Source organism: Paenibacillus sp. FSL W8-0919 (genome assembly GCF_038003785.1).
In the GTDB taxonomy this organism is placed as follows: Bacteria; Bacillota; Bacilli; order Paenibacillales; family Paenibacillaceae; genus Paenibacillus_AQ; species Paenibacillus_AQ lactis.
In genome coordinates, this window is the sequence record NZ_JBBOPV010000001.1 from 1819295 (window position 1) to 1842618 (window position 23324).

The following is a 23324-nucleotide window of genomic DNA, read 5'->3' on the forward strand; positions in this document are numbered from 1 at the left end:
AGGGCGCATCTGCGCCACACATGCTTCGTACCGCTGTATAAATATTCCCGGTAAGCCTATCATATACTAGGTGGACGGGATTCCCGAAAGAGCAGTTGAAATGTACAAAGGCGGTGAAGTACATGCTGAAAAAACGAACGGTTGTCTTTCTAATGGTTGCCGCTATGCTGTGCGGTGTACTCATAACCATGGCATTGACCCAGCTGCCGGCTGCGCAGCAGACCGGAAACGGTGAAGGTCTTCTGGCGAGCATTTCGAACCGCAGCGGGCTTGATGACGCGGAGGCCAGGAAGCTCGGCACGGCGCTGGATTTGATCGAAGACAATTATTATAAGGACGTCGACCGGTCGAAGCTGGTTGACGGGGCAATTAACGGAATGATGGAAGCCCTTGGCGATCCGTATTCCAACTATATGGGCGAGGAATCCGCGAAGCAATTCACGGAGAGCATCGCAGGGTCCTTTAGCGGGATCGGCGCTGAAGTATCCTCGCAGGACGGCAATGTCGTCGTCGTATCGCCGATCAAGGGATCCCCGGCAGATAAAGCAGGCATTCGAGCCAAGGACACCATATTGTCCGTGAACGGCGAATCGCTGCAGGGCCTCGACCTGAACGCAGCGGTAGCCAAGATCCGCGGTCCGAAAGGCTCCAAAGCCGTACTGAAGATTAAGCGCGCAGGCTCCGATGAGCCGATCGAGCTTGTCATTGTTCGGGATGATGTTAGCTTGGAGACGGTGACCGCACGGATGGAGAAGGACGGCATCGGCATTATCGAGATTACCCAATTCTCATCAAATACCGGTGAACGCTTTACGGAAGAGCTTGAGAAGCTGGAGAAGCAGGGCATGAAGGGCCTCGTGATCGATGTGCGGAACAATCCGGGCGGCGTTCTGTCCGAGGTCATCGGGATCACCGAGAATTTTGTGCCGAAAGGCAAGCTGATCGTCCAAGTTGAAGACAAAGACAAGAAACGGGAAAAGCATGTGTCGAACGGGCAGGCGAAGCCTTATCCGATCACCGTTCTGATGAACAAGGGCAGCGCAAGTGCATCTGAAATTTTGGCCGGAGCGCTTCAGGAATCGGCAGGTGCGACCTTGGTCGGCGAGCATTCCTTCGGCAAAGGGACCGTTCAGACCAGCTTCGAGAAGCAGCTTGGCGACGGCAGCCTGTTGAAGGTCACCATTGCGAAGTGGCTCACGCCGAACGGCACCTGGATTCATGAGAAGGGGATTGAACCGGATATTAAGGTAGACCAGCCGGAATACTTTACGGTCGCTCCGATTGACAAGAAGAAGACCTACAAGTATGACGCGAACAGCAGCGATGTCAAGAATGCCCAAATCATGCTGGAGGCGCTCGGCTTTGATCCGGGTCGCACCGACGGATATTTCGACCGGGCGACAGAGAAGGCCGTCAAGAGCTTCCAGAGCAAGCATAAGCTGAAATCCGACGGCGTCCTTAACAGTGCGACGGCGGAAAGCCTGGAGGCAGCACTGATCGAGAAGATTCAGGATCCGAAAGTGGATAATCAACTGAATCGCGGACTTTCCGAAGTTCGGAAGGAAATCGCGGCAAGAGCGTCGAAACCATAAGAAGGCTGCAACTTAGCCTTCTTTTTTCTTTGATTCGAGAAAGGAGCGTGGCTGGCTGTTGGAAACGCTGGTACAACTGCTGATGCGTGGGATGGATGCAGGCTTGCAACTTCTGACGCAGCCCTTTTATTATATTTCGATCCTATTCGTAATGCTGCTCTACCGGAGGCAGGTACTCCTGGAGCGGAAGCTGTTTCATGTACGCCTGCATTCCTGGGGATTGCAAACCTGGCGGACATTTCTCGGCGGATTGCTGGCAGGGCTTGCGGTGTCTGTCGCTGTCGCTTTCCTGGGGGTAAGCCTAAGCCTGGGGGCGATTATCTGCATCTGGGTCACCTCATTGATCTTGATGCTGTTTCATATCCGGTATTTGTGCTTTGCTTATTCCATCGGACTGCTCGGCATCCTCCAGTTCGTGTTGAGCTGGTTTCCGAATCTGGCAACGGAGGGATGGGCTCATGCGGTGCTGTCCACCATCCGCAGCCTGGATATTCCGGCCCTGCTGGCGCTGGCTGCCGTGCTGCATTTCGCCGAAGCTGTTCTGGTCAAGCTGCAGGGGTCAAGCTTTGCGACGCCGCTGTTCCTGGAAGGGAAGCGGGGCAAGCTGGTCGGCGGCTATCATATGCAGAGCTTCTGGCCGCTGCCGCTGTTCATGCTCGTTCCTGCCGCCGGCGGAGGGGCCGTGCTTCCGTGGACGCCGTTCTTCGGCGGGGATGCGTGGAGCGGCGGATTTATGATGATGGCGCTGCCGGTCGTCATCGGCTTCGGCGAGATGACGCAGAGCATGCTGCCCAAGGAGAAGGCGGTGATCACCTCCAAGCGGCTGATCATTTACGCCGCGGTCGTGCTCGCATTGAGCATGCTTGCCGAATGGTGGTCGCCGTTGACCCTGATTGCGGCATTGGCCGCTCTGCTGCTGCATGAAGGCTTGGTATGGTACAGCCGGTATGAAGAGCAGCAGCGCAGTCCGGTATTTGTGCATCCCGTTCGCGGATTACGGGTGCTGGCTGTTCTGCCGGATAGCCCGGCCCATGAGCTCGGCATTCAGCCGGGCGAGACGATTCTGAAGGTGAACGGTACCCTGGTCCACAGCAAGGAGCAGCTTCACGGCGCTCTCCGGCAAAACCCGGCTTTTTGCAAGCTGGAGGTTCAGAACCATCAGGGCGAAAGCAAGTTTTTGCAGCGCGCCATTTATGCCGGGGACCATCATCAGCTGGGAGCGATCGTAGCCCCGGATCCGCGCGATGGCATTGCCGCCCGATTGAAGCCGGTAAGTCTTATTACGCTGCTGGCGAACAAGCTGCATGTCCAAAAGTTTCGCAAGGATCCGGCGGGCGAGAAGGCTCTCCGATCGGAAGAAGCGGGATTTGATTCATAAATGCAAATGACGGTGCTTGTCGAAGAGACAAGCATCGTTTTTTTATTTCATTTCAGGCTGTCCTTCAATTCACTTGCAACCTAATGGAAGTCATGTACGTCTGTATCCACAAATAGCCAGTGATGGCGTAGAGGGGGGAATGAAGTGGCTTCATTATCTAAGGCAGCTGTGATCTGAACCGTTGTCGTCGCAGGGGTGTTATCGATCATTGGATGCGAGTCGGGAGGATCATCTTCCCAGCCGAAGCCGGCGCACGAAGCCCCACAGGGTCCGGCAACGGGGGTTGCCGCGAGCCATGCAGACACGAGAGATTCCGAAACTGCGGCAGGGCCCGAGGAAGCGGTCGTGTATGAAGGGCTGGTAGCCGGAAAAAGTACGATCTTGGGCACGAATAAGATCAAATACCGAGTTCTGATCCTTCGTGAGGTCAATGAACAGACGGCAGTGAACGGCAGGCAGCGCGATCTGGAGCGGCTGGCGGTAGCTTCAAATGGAGCGTGGTATGAGGTAAGCCGGGAGCAGTTTGATCTCATCCGGCGCGGTCAGCGCGTAAAGGCGGTATCGACGAACGAGCAGCTGGATATGCGTCCCCCCGTTCGCCTGGCACAAACCGTGGATATTGTACAGGAACCGGAAGGACGGTTCCATTTTAATTTTCTGGATGATGTCATAACGGGTACGGTGCGTTCACTGGACGTCAATGCAAGGCGGATCGAGCTGGACGTTTCGGCTTGGGTGAACCGGGATAAGAAGGGTGCTATTGATGACATCGGGCACGTGATAGGGATGAGCATTGATGAGGAGACAGAGCTTCTTGACGAGCAGGAGAGAAAGCTGGAGCTGTCCTCCATCAAGACTGGAGATAAACTGAATGTTGTGCCGGCGGGAGGAAGCTACCGGTATGACCGAGATGGCAGCCAACAGCCTTTACGGGCAGATAAGATCACAAGGCTGGAGCAGGCTAGGAAGGAAAAGCTCAGGAGGTTGATTGCCCAAGGGCCGGGCGGAATCCATACGGTTCTGATGGATCAAGCGGGAAGTGACGCAAGCCAGCAATGGGATGAGCTTGCGGCACAAGTGCCTGGAGCTTTATTTGGCGGTTATTCCGCCATCGAATACCGTGAGGGAGATGCTGTCGATTATAAGCTGGAGCTCGGGCTGGATAGATTGCCGGCCTATCTCGTGTTCGACCGTGATGACCTGCTCTTTCGTACCGAATCGGTGAAGGAGCTGCAGCGCTGGTTCAATCTGAGAGCTTCCGAGCAGCGCTGAAGCATAGAGTCGCGTAACCAAACCGTAAATGGAACCCGTAACCCGTAATCGTAACCTCTAACCGTAGCCTGTAACTGTAAACCGTAAACCGTAAACCCAACAGTATCATAACCAAGGCCTGCAAAGCGCGGCTCTCCATGTGGGGGGACTCCGCTTTGCAGGCCTTATTGACGGTTAAATCGATTATTTGTTAACTCTGAACTTTCTTCAAATAAAAGATCGCAATCTGCGTCCGATCGCGCAGACTCAGCTTCCCCAAAATATCGGTCACGTAATTCTTGACGGTGCCCTCGCTAAGGAAGAGCCGGCCGGCAATTTCTTTGTTGGACAGGCCATCAGCAATGAGGGTGACGATGTTGCACTCCGCCGGCGTCAGGCCGAACGCCTCCAGCTTGGCCGGCGTCTGGGGAGCGGGCTGCGCGGCAGGGCGGAGCATGCCGGTCAGCTTGCGGGCGATATCGGGATGAATCAGCATATTGCCGTCGTGGACGGTTTTGATGCCCTGGATGATCCGGTCCGGCGGGATGTTCTTGAGCAGATAGCCGCTTGCCCCATTCCGCAAAGCCTCTGCAATATAATCCTCATCATCGAACGTGGTCAGCATCAGCACTCGGATGTCGGGGTATTTCTCCCTGATGCGCAAGGTACCTTCCACGCCGTCACATACCGGCATGCGGATGTCCATCAGCACGACGTCGGCCGCAAGCCCGCCTTCCAGCAAGTCGAGCGCTTCCCCGCCGTGAGCCGCCGCCCCGGTTATTTCGATATCCGGATCCATCCCCACGAGCAGCTTCAAGCTCTCCCGAATGAACGGGTCATCATCGACAATCAGTACGGAAATCATGGTAAGCACTACCTTTTCTTTAAATTGGAAGCTTGTTCCTTCATCGATCGTTTTATACGATCTCACGCTTTCGGTAAACCGGCAGCCGGGTGATCACGGTAAACGGAGCGCTTTGCTGTACCGTAAGCGTTCCGCCTACGACCTTGGTTCGCTCCAGCATGCCGCTGAAGCCGATGCCCTGCTTGCCTTGGCCCGGGTCCGGACCATCGGCCGGCTCCGGCACTTTGCCGTTGTTGCTGACCTCCATGCGAACCTCATCTTCCACATAGTGCAGAAAAATTCGGACATGCGTGGCGCCTCCGTGACGGAGTGCATTCGTGATCGCCTCGCGGGCGTTCTTATATAATACCACCTGCTGGCTCGGATAGAGCGGATACGGCATTCCTTGCAGCTCAAGCTCGGTTTCGATGCCGGTTTCCTTTCCGGTCTCCGCAAGGAGCCGGTCCAGGGAATAATCATCGGCCATGCGCCGGTGCGGGCTCATCTGCTTAACGGCCGAACGCAGCTGTTCCATACTGTCGCCCAGTTGGTCCCGGATCTGGTGCAGCAGCTCCATGCCGCGAGCGGAATCGCGGGGGACGGTATGGACGGCCGCCTCCATCATCATTTTGATGCGGATCAGCCGGTGGCCGATATCGTCATGCAGCTGGCGGGAGATCCGGTTCCGTTCCTCGGCCTGCGCCGCCCGTTCCACCTGGTGCGCGAATTGCAGCAGCTGTCTGCCCGCTTCATCCTGCTGGAAATGCAGCCGCTTCAGCTCGTCGTACAGCTTGATGTGATCGGCTTGTTTTTCAAACAGTTGCTGGATTTGGCCGAAAGCCGCCGCGAAGAACAAAAATAACAAATTGGCCGTTGTCGTCAAGAGCGGATCCCAGCCTGCAATGGCGATGTTCAGCAGCCCGAGGTGAGCGAAGGCAAACCACCACCGCCAGGAGCGCTTCAGCAGGGGCAGATAGACGCACATCGTGGACATGGACAAGAACACCATCATGAATCCGTATTGATGGCACAGCCACAAGGATAACGCGATTTCAACCACCGCAGCCGCCTTGGCCCCGGGCGGGGTGGGCAGGAAACGGCTCAGCACCGTCACCGCGAGAAACAGGAGGACGAACACCATATATTCCCCGTAGTCATCCAGCTGCTGAAGGAACATATCGGCCGCGGCCGGAAGGAGAATCAAGCCGTAACGAAGATAAACGAGAGGAGAAGACATGCGCGATCAGCAACCTTTTTCTTAAACTTATAGCTCCCGGTCCATCAGTGGCTTCATTATATCACAGGACATTCGAGCGATAGGAGATGACTTTGGTCACCCCATAAGGTGACTTCTTCTACCTGAAGGAAACGACGAACTTGTATACAATGAATGTCAGAAAGCTGAATTGAGGAAACGGAGATGGTACGAATGGCGGTCTTTCTGGAAATGAAGGATGTCGTGAAACGATATGGTAGCAAGCTGTCGGTGGACCACCTGAACCTGGAGGTACAGGAAGGGGAAATTTTCGGGCTGCTCGGGCCGAACGGGGCTGGGAAAAGCACGTCCATCAGCATGATCTGCGGCCTGCTGCCGAAGGATCAGGGGAGCATCAAGGTCGATGGCATATCGATTGAGGATCAGCCGCTTGAGGTGAAGCGAAGAATCGGATTGGTTCCGCAGGATCTCGCCTTGTACGAGGAAATGTCCGCGATGGACAACGTCGCTTTTTTTGCAAAATTGTACGGACTTCGGGGGCAGCAGCTGAAGGAACGGGTGGAGGAGGCATTGACGTTCGTCGGACTGCAGGATCGGGCCAAGGACCGGCCGTCGACCTTTTCCGGCGGGATGAAGCGACGGTTGAACATCGCCTGCTCGATTACCCATCGCCCGAAGCTCATCATCATGGATGAACCGACGGTAGGCATTGATCCACAGTCGCGCAATCATATCCTGGAGTCTGTCCGGACGTTGAATGAGATGGGCTCGACGGTCATTTATACCAGCCATTATATGGAGGAGGTTGCCGCGATCAGCGACCGGGTGGCCATTATGGACCAAGGTCATGTCATCGCCTGCGGTACGCAGCAGGAGCTGCGGGCCCGGGTGGCTCAAGAGGAGCGCATTATCCTCACGGCAGATGGGGTCACGGAGGAGCTTATCCAGGAGATGAAGCTTCATCCGCGCGTCGGGCGCGTTACGCAACTTGATCATCGGCTCGAGATTTATGTTCCATCGGCGCAAGAGGAGCTGCAGGATATTCTGTTCATTTGCGGCAAGCACGGCACGACGCTCCGATCGCTGCAGTGCGAGGAGCCTGACTTGGAGACGCTGTTTCTCAGCCTGACTGGACGGAAGCTGCGGGACTAGACAGGCCGGAGGTCTCCGGATACATGAAGGGAGAAAACAAACCATGAATACTGCGATTATCGCCTGGTTTGAGCTCAAGCGAATGGCTACGAGCCGGACGGTGCTGATCAATCAATTTTTGCTGCCGCTTATTCTGATCTTTATATTAGGTAACGCGCTATCCGGCTGGTTCGGCAACGAAAAGGAATTTGAGCAGCCGCCGGTGAATGTGGGCTTTATTCTGCCCGAAGCGCAGGGGGAGCTCCCTGCAAGTATGATTGGGCTTGTGAATGCACGGGAGTTGCAAGATATTATCGTTCAGCATGTCCTGTCAAACCGTGAGGAAGCGATAGGCAAGCTCCGCCGGGGAGAGCTGGATTATGCGGTTGTGATCCCGGAAGCTTTCGACGAGCGGATGGGACGGGGAGAAGCGGTGAAGCTGGAGCTGCTTCCCGGCAGAGACTATAATCTGAATCTCGTGGCGGATACCGTCTTTACAACATTTATGGCGGACGCGAATCATAAACAGGCGGAGGCCATCGTGCTCGGCGGCTCGCCGTCGTTGGCGGTACCCGCATCGGCTTCCGATGGGAAGCCAGGCGGAGCTAGCGTGGAGGTTGGACAATTGGGCGAAAAGGGCGGGTCTTATTCTGCCGCTCAATACTATGCGGCTTCCATGTTGGTCATGTTTCTGCTGTATTCAGGCCTGATGGCAAGCAGCAGCCTGCTGGGCGAGCGGGAGAGCCGGACCCTGTACCGGCTGCAAAGTGCACCGGTATCGCCCGGCACGATTTTTGCCGGCAAAATCATTGGGTGCAGTCTGATCACGTTTGTGAAAGCAGCTGTCATTGTGCTTGGATCGATGTGGCTTTATGGCGTGAAGTGGGGAGGGCATCCGCTCCTGCTGATCATGGTCTGCGTCCTGCTCACCTTGTCGTCCATGACGATTGCGGCGCTCATTACGTTCGTGTCCCGCACGGCGGCCGGAGCCAGGGGCCTGATGCAGGCCATAATCATCGCCATGACGTTTGTCAGCGGAGGCTTTATGCCGCTGCCGGTGGAGTTTTTTCAGAAGATCGCAGCCTTTACGGTCAACCACTGGGCGATGCAGAGCATGCTGCGGATGATGCTGGACAGCGAGACCGGCCTCGTCCTCTCCTGCATCGGGATGCTGGCGATCATAACGGCCGTGCTGTCGGCCTTTGCCATGATCACGTACCGAAAGGTGGGATACCATGCCTAGCTTGATTATCGCCTGGAATATGGTGAAACGGACGCTTGGGCGGAGACGGGGCTGGATTGTCTTTGTCCTGGTGCCCTGTGTCGTCGTCACGCTGACGGTGTTTCTGCTGGGCAGAACGACGGCAGCCGGTATCATTGTCTCCTATGTGAATGAGGACGAAGGTCCTGCAGGGCAATACTTGATGGAGCAGCTGGAGCACAGCGGACAATATGTGCTGAAGGAGTCGGCTTCCGAGGATGTGCTGCGCGAGGAGCTGCTTCAGAATAAAAGCACGGTCGGCGTTTATGTCCCCCGAAGCTTCAGCGACGGAATCATGGAAGGGGGATCGCCGAGCGTCAAGGTGTATGAAGTATCAACGTCGGAAGCATCGGTCATGATCCGCATGACCGCCGACTCAACGGTTAAGCGTCTGAACGGATCGGCCTCAGCAATCCGGGAAATGTCTGACTCGGATGAGGGCCGCATGCAAGCGCTGAGCCAGGTGCTGGAGCAATCCACCAAGAAGCGGGTGGATACGAAGGTGACGGATCTGAATCTGTACGCCAAGCCGGGCTTGTCGAATGTGACGGGATTTACGCTTATGTTCATGATGACCCTGATCTCGAGCGTCGTGGCGATGATATTGGACGACCGGAGGCAGCGCACGCTGTCGCGGATGTATACGGCACCGGTCCGGGCATACGAGATCGCGCTCGGCAACTTTCTGGGGAGCCTTGTCGTCGGTTCGCTGCAGGTAATCATCGTGCTTCTGCTCAGCCGGTATGTGCTGCGTTACGAGTACGGCATTCCGTTCATGCTGCACTTTCTCATTCTGATGGCCTTCATGCTGGTGTCGCTGGGGCTTGCCAGCACGATCGCGGGACTCATCCGCAACGATCAAAATGCCGCGATGATCAATTCCATGATCGTCACGCCGAGCTGCATGCTGGGCGGCTGCTTCTGGCCCCTGGCCATCATGCCGGAGTTCATGCAGAAGCTCGCCAACTTTATTCCGCAAAAGTGGGCGATTGAAGCGGTGGAGATCGCCGCGACCGGCGGAACGCTCGCCGATATCAGCCTGCCGCTCGCGGTCCTCGGCTTGATGGCCGTCATTTTGCTCGCCGTCGGCTCTGCGGTTCTGCGGCCAAGCGAGAGCGGGACAGGAACCGCCGCTTAGAGCCGGATCTTGTAATGATTCGTCTGTCGAGCTTCGTTGACGAGTGCCGATCGTGATAGCTAAGAAAATCAAAGGCCAGACCGCAACCTGCGGCCTGGCCTTTGATGATGATGTGAAAGGGAGTGCTTTATCGGCAACTCGCAAGATTTGAATGCCGCGCTCACGTTGAGAGTCGGTGCCTGCTACTGGCGAAGCTGTCGCAGCACGGTGATCTCGACCCGGCGGTTTTTCTGTCGGCCTTCAGGAGTGGTATTGTCCGCGGCCGGTCTTGTATCCGCATATCCCGCATACTGGAAGTCCGCTGGATCCAGCCCTTCCTTCTCTAAGAAGAAGCGAAGCACCGACATGGCGCGTGCGCCGGAAAGCTCCCAATTATCCTTGTAGATGGAGCCGCGTCCGATCGGCACATCGTCCGTATGGCCTTCGATGCTGACGGTGGAATCCAAATTTTTGAACAGGCTCGCCAGCTTGCCGAGCACGGGAGCTGCACCCGGCTTCAATTCCGCCCGGCCGACATCGAACAGGAAGCGGTCGCTTAACGTAATGGCGATTCCTTGGGGCTCGTCCGAGATGAAAATATCGTCCTCGAGCTGGTTATCCTTCACATATTGCTGAATGAGTCCCATGAAGCTCGCCAGCTCCTCTTCCTGGGCGCGGAAGGCGAGCTCACGCTCGCTTAACGGCCCGGCGTCTTCGGCATCATCGGCGCTGTCTTCCTCAGCCTTGGAAGGAGGGTTCTTGTGGTTCTCCGTATCGGCCGTGCCGGTTATGCCGGAGCCCATCTCCAGAATACTGTCCCCGCTCTGAAAGGTGGCCTGCAGCGACTCGGTGACCAATTGATATTTTTCCGGATCCAAACGGCTCATCCCATACATGACGACAAAAAATATCAGCAGCAAAGTAATCAGATCCGCATAGGTGATCATCCAGCGGTCGCGCTGATCGCCGCCAGCCTGCGGACGGGAGCGCCGCCTCCGTCTATTCGGTCCACTCATGGGCGAACCCCCTTGATGCCGGTCCATCCAACCTGCCCGCCGATGCGAAGGAGGCCAGCTTCTTGCGGACGATAAGCGGGTGCTCTCCGTTCTGAATGGCTAGAATGCCTTCCAGCAGGAGCTCCATATTTACAATTTCTTCTTCGGAACGTGCTTTAATCTTCGTTGCAATGGGCAAAAAGATAATATTGGCGCTGGCAACACCGTATAAGGTAGCTGTGAACGCGACGGCAATCGAAGGGCCGAGATTCGTAGGCTCCTGCAAACTGCCGAGCACATGGATCAATCCCATGACGGTTCCGATAATCCCCATCGTGGGCGCATAGCCTCCGGCAGACTCGAAAATTTTAGCGTAGCCTTCGTGCTTCTGCTCGGCGGCCTGGATTTCAAGCTCAAGGATTTGGCGGACCATTTCGGGATCGGTGCCGTCGACGACCATCTGCATCCCTTCTCTCAGAAAAGGATCGGCATGCTCGTCCGAGACGCGCTCCAAGGCCAGAACGCCGTCTCTTCGCGCAATAACCGACATATCGACCAGCGAATCGATAAGCTCGCCCGGTGAACGGACGCTGCGGCCGAAGGCCAGCCGGAGAGCGGCGGGGATGGTTCGAAGACGGGAGAGCGGGAAGCTGATGAGGACAGCGGCCACGGTTCCGCCGAACACGATCAGCGCTGCCGCGCCCTGCATCAGCCCTCCGATATGTCCGCCTTCCCAGAGGAAGCCTCCGATGAGGGCCGCGAGTCCGGCCAGGATGCCGATAATGATTGTTATATCCATAATGCTGTAATCATCTCCTTTATTTATAGTTGAACCATGATTGAACTCACTAGAAACCGTTTAAGGCAATTTAAAACGGACCGAAAAGCGCACGTTTGCCCGCGCTAAATTTACCGGATCGCGGGCTGCTGAATATTCCATGAAATTGTTTGCATCAAAAAAACGTAAAGGGTATAATGAGACGGGAACAGATATTCTTATTCCTGTTAACCGACACCACTAATTTCCCAATATCTATATCATCGGGAAATTTCGACATATCTTTTAGTATGATTTACATTTTAGAGCATAAGGGTGATGATGGACAATGAGCGATTTAGTTGTCAGTACCAAATCCTTTGAGATTGAGTCCGAGTTCCAGCCGCAAGGCGACCAGCCGGCTGCGATCGAGCAGCTGGTTGAAGGGCTGCGCCAGGGGAAGAAGCACCAGACCCTGCTCGGTGCAACAGGAACCGGCAAGACGTTTACGATCGCGCAGACCATCGCCAGAGTCAACCGGCCGACCCTTGTCATTGCGCATAACAAGACGCTTGCCGCACAGCTGGCGAGCGAATTCAAGGAGTTTTTCCCGAACAATTCGGTTGATTACTTTGTCAGCTACTACGATTACTATCAGCCGGAAGCGTACATCCCTTCTTCAGATACGTATATCGAGAAGGATTCCAGCATCAACGAAGAGATCGACAAGCTTCGTCACTCGGCCACGAGCTCGCTGTTCGAGCGGCGGGATGTCATCATCGTTGCGAGCGTATCGTGCATTTACGGCTTGGGATCGCCGAAGGAATACGGGGAATTGCTGCTCTCGCTCCGGGTAGGCATGGAGAAGCCGCGCAATCAGATTCTGGCGCGGCTTGTTGATATTCAGTACCAGCGCAACGATATCAATTTCGTGCGCGGCACGTTCCGCGTCCGCGGAGACGTCATCGAGATATTCCCTGCCTCGAAGGGCGAGCATGCGGTTCGCGTCGAGCTGTTCGGCGACGAAATCGAGCGAATAACGGAGATTGACGTCCTGACGGGAGAGCTGGTCGGAGAGCGCGAGCATATTGCGATCTTCCCGGCCTCCCACTTCGTAACCCGCGAAGAGACGATGCGGGTTGCGCTGATCAATATCGAGCGGGAGCTGGAGGAGCGCCTCGAGCAGCTCCGCTCCGAGGGCAAGCTGCTCGAAGCGCAGCGGCTGGAGCAGCGTACGCGTTATGATATCGAGATGATGAAGGAAGTCGGATTCTGCTCCGGCATCGAGAACTATTCGGGGCCGCTGACGTTCCGGGAGCCGGGGGCAACCCCGTATACGCTGCTCGATTATTTCCCGGACGACATGCTGATCGTGATCGACGAATCGCACGTGACGCTGCCGCAGATCCGGGCCATGTACAACGGCGACCGCGCAAGGAAGACAGTGCTCGTGGAGCACGGGTTCCGCCTGCCGTCGGCGCTCGATAACCGTCCACTGAAGTTCGAGGAGTTCGAGGAGAAGGTCAACCAGATTATCTATGTATCCGCAACGCCGGGGCCTTATGAGCTTGAGCACTGCGATACGATGGTGGAGCAGATCATCCGGCCGACCGGGCTGCTCGATCCGATCATTGACGTGCGGCCGACGGAAGGGCAGATCGACGATCTGATCGGCGAGATCCGGGAGCGGGTTGACCGTGACGAACGTGTGCTGATTACGACGCTTACGAAGAAGATGGCGGAAGACTTGACCGATTACCTCAAGGAGATTGGCATCAAGGTCCGCTACATGCACTCCGATATTAAGACGCTGGAGCGGATGCAGATCCTGCGCGACCTGCGCTTGGGGACATTCCACGTATTGGTCGGAATTAACCTGCTCCGGGAAGGCCTTGACCTGCCGGAGGTGTCCCTGGTAGCGATTCTGGACGCGGATAAGGAAGGCTTCCTCCGCTCCGACCGGTCCCTGATCCAGACGATCGGCCGCGCCGCCCGGAACTCGGACGGCAAGGTCATCATGTACGGAGACAAGATTACCGATTCGATGGATCGGGCGATTAAGGAGACGGAGCGCCGCCGCAGCATTCAGGTTGCCTACAACGAGAAGCACGGCATTACGCCGCAGACGATCCGCAAGAAGGTGCGGGACGTCATTGAAGCGACGAAGGTGGCCGAGGGCAAGGCGGACTATTTGGCCGGCGACAAGCAGAAGATGTCGAAGAAGGAGCGTCAAAGCCTGATTCAGCGCCTGGAAGCCGAAATGAAGGAAGCCGCGAAGAATCTCCAGTTCGAGCGTGCCGCAGAGCTTCGTGATGCGCTGCTGGAGCTTCAAGCCGAGTAAGGAGCTTATCTTATCGGAGCTCCGCATTAGGCGAGTCATGCCCGGCAATTAGCTTCCCGCGGGCATTATGCTGGATTTTGGATTTGGATAACAAGGAGGACGGCCCAAGGAGGTCGTTCTTCTTGGTTCATATATACAGGCTCATATTTTTATGCACGGAGTAGGAGATGATATCGTTTGGCCAGTGAGAATATTGTGATTAAAGGCGCCCGCGCACACAATTTGAAGAATATCGACATCACGATCCCGCGCGACAAGTTTGTTGTGCTGACCGGACTTAGCGGCTCGGGCAAATCCTCCCTCGCGTTTGACACCATTTATGCCGAGGGGCAGCGCCGGTATGTAGAATCGCTCTCCGCATATGCCCGGCAGTTCCTCGGGCAGATGGAGAAGCCGGATGTGGATTCGATCGACGGTCTGTCCCCGGCCATCTCGATCGACCAGAAGACGACCAGCCGCAACCCGCGTTCGACCGTAGGTACGGTCACCGAAATTTATGATTATCTGCGGCTTCTGTTTGCCCGGATCGGGCATCCCCACTGTCCGGAGCACGGCGTGGAGATAACGTCCCAGACGGTAGAGCAGATGGTGGACCGCATTATGCAGTACCCGGAGAAGACAAGGCTGCAAATTTTGGCCCCGGTCGTTTCCGGACGAAAAGGCGAGCATAAGAACCTGTTCACGGACATTGCGAAGCAGGGCTTCGTCCGCGTGCGGGTCGACGGCGAGCTTCGCGACCTGTCCGAGAGCATTGAGCTCGAGAAGAACAAGAAGCATACCATCGAGGTTGTCGTTGACCGCATCGTCGTTAAAGAGGATATCGAGGCGCGCCTGGCAGATTCCATCGAGACCGCGCTTAACCTGTCCGGCGGGCAGCTGCTGGTCGATATTATCGGCCAGGAGGAGCTGCGGTTCAGCTCGAACTTTGCCTGCCCGATCTGCGGATTCAGCATGGAAGAGCTGACGCCGAGAATGTTTTCCTTTAATACCCCGTTCGGCGCGTGTCCGGATTGCGACGGCTTGGGCGTGGAGATGATCGTTGATCCCGAGCTGCTGGTGCCGGACACGAGCAAGAGCATCGAGGAAGGGGCATTTTTGGCCTGGAGCGGCGGCACATCGACGTATTACCCGCAATTCCTGAAATCGGTATGCCAGCATTACGGCATTCCGCAGGATGTGCCTGTGAGCGAATTAAGCCAGGAGCAGATGAATAAGCTGCTGTACGGAACGGGCAACGAGAAGGTGCACTTCCGTTATGAGAATGATTTCGGACAGCGAAAGGAAGCGTATGTCACCTTCGAGGGCATCATCCCGAACCTGGAGCGCCGTTATCGCGATACGAATTCCGAGGGCATTCGCGAATATATCGAAGGCTACATGAGCAGCAAGCCATGCGATGTATGTAAGGGACACCGCCTCCGCAAGGAGAGCTTGGCCGTTACGATCAATGACCGTAACATGGCTTATGTCACCAGCCTGTCGATCGGAGAGTCGCTGAAGTTTTTCGAATCGCTGGATTTGACCGAGAAAGAGCGGCAGATCGCCAATCTGATTCTGAAGGAGATTCACAGCCGGCTGGGCTTCCTCGTCAATGTGGGTCTGGATTATTTGACCCTCAGCCGTTCGGCAGGGACCCTCTCCGGCGGCGAAGCGCAGCGGATCCGGCTCGCCACGCAGATCGGCTCGAGCTTGATGGGCGTACTCTATATTTTGGACGAGCCCAGCATCGGTCTTCACCAGCGCGATAATGACCGCCTGATTGCTACGCTGGAGCATATGCGGGATCTAGGGAACACGCTCATCGTCGTTGAGCATGACGAGGATACGATGATGGCTGCCGATTATATCATCGATATCGGTCCGGGTGCCGGCATTCATGGCGGGCAGGTTATTGCCCAAGGAACGCCGAAGGAAATTATGGAGGACCCGAATTCTCTGACCGGCCAATACTTGAGCGGCCGCAAGTTCATCCCGGTTAATCTGGAGCGCCGGAAGCCGGATGGACGCTGGCTCGAAATCAAGGGAGCGAAGGAGAACAACCTCAAGAACATCAACGTTAAGTTTCCGATCGGCGTCTTTACGGCGGTAACCGGCGTGTCCGGTTCAGGGAAATCGACCTTGGTGAACGAGATTCTGTACAAGACGCTTGCTCGGGATTTGAACAAAGCGAAAGTACGCCCGGGTCAGTATCGTGAGATCAAGGGACTTGAGCATGTCGAGAAAGTGATCGATATCGACCAGTCGCCGATCGGTCGTACGCCGCGCTCGAACCCGGCCACCTATACCGGCGTGTTCGACGATATTCGGGATATCTTCGCCCAGACGAATGAAGCGAAGATACGCGGATACAAGAAAGGCCGCTTCAGCTTCAACGTCAAGGGCGGCCGCTGTGAGGCCTGCCGCGGCGACGGCATCATCAAGATCGAGATGCATTTCCTGCCGGATATTTATGTGCCATGCGAAGTATGCAAGGGCAAACGGTATAACCGGGAGACGCTCGAGGTTAAATACAAAGGCAAAAATATATCGGAAGTGCTGGAGATGACGGTGGAGAATGCCACCGAGTTCTTCCAGAACATTCCGAAGATCCACCGAAAGATGCAGACGCTGATGGATGTCGGTCTCGGGTATATTACGCTCGGGCAGCCGGCCACGACGCTCTCCGGCGGGGAGGCACAGCGCGTGAAGCTGGCTTCGGAGCTGTATCGCCGGAGCACGGGCAAGACGATGTATATCCTGGATGAGCCGACCACGGGCTTGCATGTGGACGATATCGACCGCCTGCTTACCGTGCTTCACCGGTTAGTCGATTCCGGCGAATCGGTGCTGGTCATTGAGCATAACCTGGATGTCATTAAGACGGCTGATTATATCATTGACCTTGGTCCGGAAGGCGGAAGCGGCGGCGGCACCATCATCGCTACCGGAACGCCGGAGGACATCGTGAAGGTGCCTCAGTCTTACACAGGCAAATATCTGAAGCCGGTATTGGAACGCGACACGAAGCGGACGGCGGAGCTGAATAAGGTAGAGGCTGCCCGTTAAGGAGCTGCCGCTTCTCGAATCCTTGCCGAGCACCCGATGAATGGATCATCGGGTGCTCTTTTTATTAGGATGCGGAATGGATTCAGAATCCGAACGTTGGCCTGAAGCCAAACGAATAAATGACCGGCATAAGCGGTCATCCTAAGGATGGCAGCTTATGCTGATTTTACCTTCAGGATAGGGCCATTCCTGTTCCAGGATATAACAATGATCGAAGAACAATCCGCCATTGTAGCGGCCTTTGTGTTATGTTACCAAGCCCCAAGAATATGATTATTTTCACGCCAAAAACGAAGTGACTGGTTAAATATGAGAAATTTCTATGACTTTTTTTCATTTTGTGGTCACTGGGACTTGCATCTTGGCGGACTCACGGATAACATAGAAGAAGATATGCAAATTTGCCCGAGAAAGAAACTCACGAGGAGGTACGTCTCATGTTCCTTGCAGCTGTATCGGATGCAACTGCCAAGTTCAAGTATTTCGATATCTTTATGATCCTGTTCACCATTCTCATTTTTGTTGGTGTGGTTCGCTTGCTGATGGCCCGCCAAAAAAATAAATTCGCAATCGCTTTCGGTATCGTCAGCTTGCTCGTGTTCCTGTACTCGGACTACGCGATGGTTACCGGTTGGTTCAAATAGTTAAACCGTACGGACGATCGTAATGAATGGTCATGACGAAGGGGTAATACATACAAACAAGACGCCGCCTGCATGGAGCAGGGAGAGCGTCTTTTTGTGTTCTGTTCGTCCATGTACCGGACAAGGATCCGGTGACTGATCGAATGCGCTTTGACCGGCTGACATTGTGCTAGTTGTACCGAAACCCAGTGTAATGCAGCCATGCGATTATGTTTGCAGAAATTATTACGCACCTGTCTTGCATTCCGTTCAATAGTGCACATGATATAGGTCTTAAAGTCATGGTTGCATATGGAAAAATATGATAAATTATAGGAGTGACCGTGAAACGGGATCGAGGATGGGACCGGGGAGGAACAGGTGAACAAATGAAGAGACGCGGATACAAAGTATCAACGGCGCTGCTGCTGAGCACTGCGCTCATGCTAGGAAGCCATGGGGCCATTCTGGAAGGGGAGGCTGCAGCGACAGAAAGCTTTATAGTCAAGAGTACATACGAGCCAGAAACGGTACCAAGCGTGATTAGCCGATTATCGCCGTCGGTAGTGGGCATTATCGGTAAAGTGGCCCAGGGAACACCGGGCGAAGTGGATGATCGATATAATCTGGCGCACGGAACGGGCGTCATCTGGAAAGCGGACGGCTGGATCGTAACGAACGCCCATGTAGTGGACGGGCTAAGCGGCATTACCGTCGTTACGTCCGACGGCAAGTCCTATAAGGCAAAGGCTGTTTTTAGCGATCCGAAGAGTGATATCGCACTCGTCAAAATCAACGCCAAATCCCTCAAGCCAGCTGTGTTCGCGGTTACCGCCCAGGAGGCAGTGGTTGGTGAGACGGTCGTTGCAATCGGTACGCCGATCTCGTTCTCGCTTCGGAACTCCGCTTCGGTCGGGGTGGTCAGCGGGCTGAACCGGAGCGTTGACGGCTCCTACCGATTGATTCAGACGGATACTGCAATCAATCCGGGAAATAGCGGAGGACCGCTTGTCAATTTAAAGGGCGAGGTCATCGGCATCAATAGCAAGAAATTCGCCGCTGTCGGCATCGAAAACATGGGCTTCTCCATTCCGGCGGAAACCGTCCGGTATGTTGTCGATCATCTGCTGAAGTACGGCGAGGTTCGGAGAGCCACGCTTGGGCTGGAGCTGGAGGAAAGCTGGTCCGCCATTGTCGGGCTGCCTTCGGATGACCCGCTGACGGTCACCAAGGTGCTGTCCGCCGAGGCCAAGAAGGCTGGAATAGCGGAGGGAGACGTGCTGTATGGCATCAATGGAAAGCGTGTCTACTCCGTGGTGGATATTAATGAGCGGCTGAAGTCCTACACGCCGGGACAGCAGGTTCGCCTGCTGATGCAGCGGGACGGGGATATTGTAAACGTCAGCCTGAAGCTCAGCCGGGACGGCGCTTCCGCTGTATCGACTGACGATGAGGGAGGCGAAAGCGCATGATCAAGGGAGAGAGAACCGGAATATCGCGCGGGCTGAGAAAGATGGCTGTCGGAGCTTTGTCATCGGCGGTACTGCTGGCAGCATTATCGATTCCGGCATGGGGCGATGCGGCATCGGAGAAGCGGGTGCTGACGATTCAGAGCGGCAGCAGTAAGGCTTCCGTCAACGGCAATGCGTACGAAATCGCGAAGCCGGTTGTGAAGCAAGGCGTGCTGATGGTGCCGCTAAGCGTATTCAAGAAAGCGTTTGGCACCGAGATTCGGCTCGAAGGAGAGAATCGGGTTCGGCTGCTGCAGGGGCCCCACACGGTCGTGCTTGTGATCGATAACAAGACGGCCTGGATCGACGGCAAGAAGGTGCAGCTGCCGGCTGCCCCGACGATGGTCTCGGGAACGCTCATGGTACCGCTGCGGAACGTGGCATCAGGGATCGGCGCTAAGGTAACCTCGGCTCAAGGAAAGCTGTCGATCAGCCTGACCATTACCGATAAGGAAGAGAAGCGCGACGAGGATGCGATCAACACAAGCAACGGCAAGACCCGAATCGGCAACAGCTATTACGGCTGGAGCATCAATTACCCGTCCTGGATGATGGTCGGGCGAGGCTCGGATGATGAGAGCGGGACTGCATTCAATGACACCGCGGGCCGCTATTACCTGGAGGTGCATGTAACCCCGCAAGAGGTGGAGCTGGACACGGATGATCTCCTCGAACAGCTGGTGAAGGAGGTCGAGGCATCCGGCGACATCGTGCTGCACGAGGAGAAGGTCGAAGCCGGAGCGCTGCCTTATGCCCGCATTGTTTCCCGCGACGTGGACGGCGTGCTGTGGGAAAGCCGGCAGTATTATGACAACAAGAAGTTGTACGAGCTGTATTTTGCGGATGCGGAGGCGGTCCACTATCGTGATATGGATAAGCATGCAGGGCTGCTCGGTTCGTTCCGTACCTCGTATAACGGATCGGATAAGTCGCTTAAAGATATCTCGACGGTCGTGAACGGGCTGCGCGAGGCCGGCAATGCAGAATACGGCATCCGCCTGATGGTGCCGGCCGGCTGGGAGATCGACAATCGGGAGATGCTGTACGGGGCCGAGAAACAGGGATACTTGTCCGTATCGGTCACATCGGCGCCGGCCGGAGCGAACGGCACGCTGGCAGCCTGGGCGCAGCGGCTTCAGGATTGGTTCGCGGAGTCGTTCGTGAAGGATGCGTACCAGATTATTGGCGTAACGCCTGTCGAAATTTCAGGGGTCCGGGGACAGGTTCAGGAAGTGCGGTATACGTACGGCGACAAGTGGATCACGGAGTATGAAGTGATGGTTCAGAAGAACGGCTACCGCTACTATTTGGAATATGCGGTGCCGGAAGGGCAGGAAGCCACGGCCGCGAGTTGGAAGAAGGTGCTGGAATCGGTGGAAATCGATTATGAGGCGGTACCGGAGAACTTCGGACGAATCGGTGAAGAAGGCTTCCTCACGGACAAAACGCGGATGAGCGCGAAGAGCTCCCGGACATATCGCTATCATATTGATATTCCAAAGTATTGGGAGCCGGTGCGCGATCAGTTCGAGCAGGAGAATATCGAATATGCGTTTGCCGGAGGCCGGTTTGAGCTTGCCGTCCAGAAGGATACTACCGCGGAATACGTGGTTAGCCAGCTGAAGCGTTACTACAATGAAGCCGCGTCTGTGCCGGGCGCATCGCTTAAGCTGCTGGGGATCGAGCAGATGACGGTTGCCGGTGTTCCGGCGGTGTCCTTCAATGTGCATCAGGTCAAGAATGGCATTGAATATACGACCCGGGAGCTGGTGTTCGAGAACGGGGGCAACACCTATACGATCATCACCACGCTGAATGATGCCAATGCAACGGAAGCCCAGCAGGCTGCACTCGAACGGACGCTGTCCTCCTTTGAGTTCGTCAAGTAATGTCCAGGCAGGGCTTATGGAGTGCCGGGATAATGAGTTAACCTTATGAGGTTCCGAGTTGATGAGTTAAATTGAAATGAGGGCTATCGCGGCCCGGGCCGAATCGCTGTTCCCAAAGAGCACCTCTTGGTGCGGGGACGGCGATTTTTTTGGCCATGGAGCTTGTGTTGGATGAATCGGGAGGATGAGGGGGAGAAAGGGAATGGATTCGGAAGAAATCGAACCGATCGAAGCCATCAAAACGGAATGCGTTCTAAGTGAAAGATGCCTGGGCGCCTGCTGATAATAGCTATGTTGACCGCGTTTACGACAGTTCCTGCCGACTGCCCGCTGTGATACAATAACACCGACTTGCTAGGCACGAATACCGGGTAGAGGAATGAGGGGATCGCATTGAACAAAACGATCGGTCTGTTCGCCCATGTGGATGCAGGCAAAACCACGCTGGCGGAGCAGCTTCTATATTTAACACATACCATTCAGGAACGCGGACGGGTGGATCACCGGAACGCTTACATGGATAACCACGACATTGAAAAAGAGCGGGGCATCACGGTATTTGCGGATCAGGCGATCATGCCGTTTCAAGGCTCGACCTATTATCTGATCGACACGCCCGGACATGTCGACTTCTCGCCGGAGATGGAGCGGGCCATTCAGGTTATGGATGCCGCCGTCGTCGTGATCAGTGCGGTGGAAGGCGTGGAAGGCCATACGGAGACGGTGTGGCAGCTGCTGCGCAAGTATGGGGTGCCGACCTTCTTTTTCCTGAATAAAATCGATCGAACGGGAGCAGATCCCGAAAGGGTGCTCGAAGAGATCAGACGGGAGCTTACTGAAGATGTCTGTTTGATTTCCGAGGGAGACAAGCTGCATGAAGGCGGGATGTCGCCCTCTCTGGCAGAGGCCGTTGCCGAGCGGGACGAGAGACTCCTGGAGCAGTATATCGACCAAGGGTTCGATGCGGGCACATGGCTGAGTGCAATGAGAGAGATGATTCACGATGGACGAATCTTCCCGTGCTTTAGCGGCTCGGCTCTGCAAAATATCGGCGTGTCCCACTTTCTGCTCCAGCTGGACAGCCTCCTTCATACCGATTATGACAGGGAGGCGGAGTTCTCCGGCCGGGTGTACAAAATCCGCCATGACGATCAGGGAACCAGGCTGACCTATATAAAAGCTTTGAGCGGCAAGCTGCGTGTACGGGATGAAGTTACCTATCACGGCGGCCCTGCCGGCATGCGGGAGAAGATCACCGGAATTCGCCTGGTTCACGGCAAGAAATTTACCATGGTCGATGAGGTCAGCGCCGGGGACTTGTTCGTGGTGACCGGGCTGTCATCGGCATCGGCCGGGGACGGCTTGGGGGCGCTTGGCGGCAGAACGGTCTATGAGCTCGTGCCTACGCTGAAATCGAAGGTACAGTTCGATTCCTCGGTCCATCCGAAGGACATGCTGCGGATCTTCCGGCTGCTGGATGCTGAGGATCCCTCCCTGTCCGTCCAGTGGGATGAGGCTTCCCAGGGCATCCATCTCCATGTCATGGGGACCATTCAGCTGGAGGTGCTGCAGCGGATCGTGGACGAACGGTTCGGACACCGGATCGGATTCGCCGAGCCGGAGATATTATATAAAGAAACGATCGCCCATCCGAGCATCGGCAGCGGGCATTTCGAGCCGCTCAAGCATTATGCGGAGGTTCATCTGAAGCTGGAGCCGGGAGAGCGTAACAGCGGCATCGTGTTTGCGAATGCATGCCATCCCGACATGCTGCCGGTGAACTACCAGCATCTCGTCGCCCAGCACATCGGCGAGCGGGAGCATCATGGGCTGCTCACGGGCTCTCCGTTGACCGACATGAAGATCACGCTGTTAAAAGGACGGGCGCATAACAAGCATACCCATGGCGGGGATTTTCGCGAAGCGACCTTCCGCGCGCTCAGACAAGGGCTGGAGAAAACGACGAGTTTGCTGCTGGAGCCTTATTATCAGTTCAAAATCAAAGTGGAGCTCGAGCACATCGGCCGGCTGCTGTCGGATCTGACACAGGCCAAGGCGACGTTCGAGCCGCCGGACACGACGGGAGACAAGGTGACGGTAACAGGCACCGCCCCGGTCTCTACCCTGATGAATTATGCGATGGAATTGGCGGCCTATACGAAGGGGAGGGGAGCGATCACCCTGACCTACGGCGGTTATGACCGCTGCCATAACGAAGAAGAAGTGATCCGCCGAATCGGGTACGACAAAAATGCCGACCCCGAGTACACCTCATCCTCCATCTTCTGCGCGAAGGGAGCGGGCTATGCGGTACCGTGGGATGAGGCGGACAAGCTTATGCATGTGTAAGTGTGGAAGTGGCCGAGCATTAGC

The 23324-nt window shown here is 55.8% G+C and carries 16 protein-coding genes; 12 read left to right on the forward strand and 4 right to left on the reverse strand.

What is annotated here, in order from left to right:
• The first annotated feature begins 122 nt into the window (after window positions 1–122).
• The 3 genes from NST44_RS07855 to NST44_RS07865 all read left to right on the forward strand — a co-directional run bounded on the left by NST44_RS07855 (window position 123) and on the right by NST44_RS07865 (window position 4242).
• Window positions 123–1592 (forward strand): S41 family peptidase, encoded by a 1470-nt coding sequence (locus NST44_RS07855; RefSeq protein WP_007132271.1) that lies wholly within the window; start codon window positions 123–125, stop codon window positions 1590–1592.
• 58 nt (window positions 1593–1650) lie between these two features.
• On the forward strand, window positions 1651–2970 hold the full coding sequence (locus tag NST44_RS07860; protein WP_340898711.1) for a PDZ domain-containing protein: 1320 nt from the start codon (window positions 1651–1653) through the stop codon (window positions 2968–2970).
• Window positions 2971–3165: 195 nt separating this feature from the next.
• The gene (locus tag NST44_RS07865) at window positions 3166–4242 is read left to right on the forward strand and encodes a hypothetical protein (RefSeq protein ID WP_157462176.1); all 1077 of its coding nucleotides are present in this window, start codon (window positions 3166–3168) and stop codon (window positions 4240–4242) included.
• 190 nt (window positions 4243–4432) lie between these two features.
• Here NST44_RS07865 and NST44_RS07870 read toward each other — a convergent pair whose 3' ends face one another.
• Window positions 4433–5086 carry a response regulator transcription factor gene (locus tag NST44_RS07870; protein ID WP_340898717.1) on the reverse strand — a complete coding sequence of 218 codons (654 nt, stop codon included), beginning with the start codon at window positions 5084–5086 and terminating at the stop codon, window positions 4433–4435.
• A gap of 52 nt (window positions 5087–5138) precedes the next feature.
• Entirely contained in the window at window positions 5139–6302 is a 1164-nt protein-coding gene (locus NST44_RS07875) for a sensor histidine kinase (protein WP_340898719.1), read from the reverse strand.
• Window positions 6303–6485: 183 nt separating this feature from the next.
• Between NST44_RS07875 and NST44_RS07880 the strand changes: the two genes are divergently transcribed.
• Genes NST44_RS07880 through NST44_RS07890 form a run of 3 tightly spaced genes read left to right on the forward strand, consistent with a single transcriptional unit; the run spans window position 6486 to window position 9811 of the window.
• Window positions 6486–7433, forward strand: coding sequence for an ABC transporter ATP-binding protein (locus tag NST44_RS07880; protein WP_432806738.1), 948 nt, complete (start codon window positions 6486–6488; stop codon window positions 7431–7433).
• 43 nt (window positions 7434–7476) lie between these two features.
• On the forward strand, window positions 7477–8655 hold the full coding sequence (locus tag NST44_RS07885; RefSeq protein ID WP_251535731.1) for an ABC transporter permease: 1179 nt from the start codon (window positions 7477–7479) through the stop codon (window positions 8653–8655).
• A complete protein-coding gene (locus NST44_RS07890; RefSeq protein ID WP_251535730.1) occupies window positions 8648–9811 on the forward strand; it encodes an ABC transporter permease in 1164 nt (387 codons plus the stop codon). Before NST44_RS07885 ends, NST44_RS07890 begins: the two co-directional genes overlap by 8 nt.
• 182 nt (window positions 9812–9993) lie before the next feature.
• On the opposite strand, the gene NST44_RS07895 is transcribed toward NST44_RS07890, so the two are convergent.
• Together NST44_RS07895 and NST44_RS07900 are read right to left on the reverse strand one after the other, a co-directional pair.
• A complete protein-coding gene (locus tag NST44_RS07895) occupies window positions 9994–10806 on the reverse strand; it encodes a flagellar motor protein MotB (protein WP_007132262.1) in 813 nt (270 codons plus the stop codon).
• Window positions 10790–11584, reverse strand: coding sequence for a flagellar motor protein (locus tag NST44_RS07900; protein ID WP_144868663.1), 795 nt, complete (start codon window positions 11582–11584; stop codon window positions 10790–10792). Before NST44_RS07900 ends, NST44_RS07895 begins: the two co-directional genes overlap by 17 nt.
• A gap of 307 nt (window positions 11585–11891) precedes the next feature.
• Between NST44_RS07900 and uvrB the strand changes: the two genes are divergently transcribed.
• The 6 genes from uvrB to NST44_RS07930 all read left to right on the forward strand — a co-directional run bounded on the left by uvrB (window position 11892) and on the right by NST44_RS07930 (window position 23300).
• The gene (gene uvrB / locus NST44_RS07905; RefSeq protein ID WP_007132260.1) at window positions 11892–13883 is read left to right on the forward strand and encodes an excinuclease ABC subunit UvrB; all 1992 of its coding nucleotides are present in this window, start codon (window positions 11892–11894) and stop codon (window positions 13881–13883) included.
• A 177-nt stretch (window positions 13884–14060) separates the two neighbouring features.
• A complete protein-coding gene (gene uvrA / locus NST44_RS07910; RefSeq protein WP_007132259.1) occupies window positions 14061–16928 on the forward strand; it encodes an excinuclease ABC subunit UvrA in 2868 nt (955 codons plus the stop codon).
• A 437-nt stretch (window positions 16929–17365) separates the two neighbouring features.
• Complete coding sequence (locus tag NST44_RS07915; protein ID WP_007132258.1) at window positions 17366–17572, forward strand: hypothetical protein; 207 nt, start codon at window positions 17366–17368, stop codon at window positions 17570–17572.
• Between the two features lie 422 nt (window positions 17573–17994).
• A complete protein-coding gene (locus NST44_RS07920; RefSeq protein WP_373872053.1) occupies window positions 17995–19023 on the forward strand; it encodes a S1C family serine protease in 1029 nt (342 codons plus the stop codon).
• Window positions 19020–20951, forward strand: a complete 1932-nt coding sequence (locus NST44_RS07925; RefSeq protein ID WP_251535729.1) for a copper amine oxidase N-terminal domain-containing protein — start codon at window positions 19020–19022, stop codon at window positions 20949–20951. The genes NST44_RS07920 and NST44_RS07925 overlap by 4 nt, the downstream gene beginning before the upstream one ends.
• 393 nt (window positions 20952–21344) lie before the next feature.
• The gene (locus tag NST44_RS07930) at window positions 21345–23300 is read left to right on the forward strand and encodes a GTP-binding protein (protein ID WP_251535728.1); all 1956 of its coding nucleotides are present in this window, start codon (window positions 21345–21347) and stop codon (window positions 23298–23300) included.
• The last annotated feature ends 24 nt before the right edge of the window (window positions 23301–23324 follow it).

What these genes read in the sequence shown, in the direction of transcription:
- NST44_RS07855 (WP_007132271.1), top strand. Translation starts at nt 123, where the DNA reads ATGCTGAAAAAACGAACGGTTGTCTTTCTAATGGTTGCCGCTATGCTG.
- NST44_RS07870 (WP_340898717.1), bottom strand. Translation starts at nt 5,086, where the DNA reads ATGATTTCCGTACTGATTGTCGATGATGACCCGTTCATTCGGGAGAGC.
- NST44_RS07875 (WP_340898719.1), bottom strand. Translation starts at nt 6,302, where the DNA reads ATGTCTTCTCCTCTCGTTTATCTTCGTTACGGCTTGATTCTCCTTCCG.
- NST44_RS07880 (WP_432806738.1), top strand. Translation starts at nt 6,486, where the DNA reads ATGGTACGAATGGCGGTCTTTCTGGAAATGAAGGATGTCGTGAAACGA.
- NST44_RS07885 (WP_251535731.1), top strand. Translation starts at nt 7,477, where the DNA reads ATGAATACTGCGATTATCGCCTGGTTTGAGCTCAAGCGAATGGCTACG.
- NST44_RS07890 (WP_251535730.1), top strand. Translation starts at nt 8,648, where the DNA reads ATGCCTAGCTTGATTATCGCCTGGAATATGGTGAAACGGACGCTTGGG.
- NST44_RS07895 (WP_007132262.1), bottom strand. Translation starts at nt 10,806, where the DNA reads ATGAGTGGACCGAATAGACGGAGGCGGCGCTCCCGTCCGCAGGCTGGC.
- NST44_RS07900 (WP_144868663.1), bottom strand. Translation starts at nt 11,584, where the DNA reads ATGGATATAACAATCATTATCGGCATCCTGGCCGGACTCGCGGCCCTC.
- uvrB (WP_007132260.1), top strand. Translation starts at nt 11,892, where the DNA reads ATGAGCGATTTAGTTGTCAGTACCAAATCCTTTGAGATTGAGTCCGAG.
- NST44_RS07915 (WP_007132258.1), top strand. Translation starts at nt 17,366, where the DNA reads ATGTTCCTTGCAGCTGTATCGGATGCAACTGCCAAGTTCAAGTATTTC.
- NST44_RS07920 (WP_373872053.1), top strand. Translation starts at nt 17,995, where the DNA reads ATGCTAGGAAGCCATGGGGCCATTCTGGAAGGGGAGGCTGCAGCGACA.
- NST44_RS07925 (WP_251535729.1), top strand. Translation starts at nt 19,020, where the DNA reads ATGATCAAGGGAGAGAGAACCGGAATATCGCGCGGGCTGAGAAAGATG.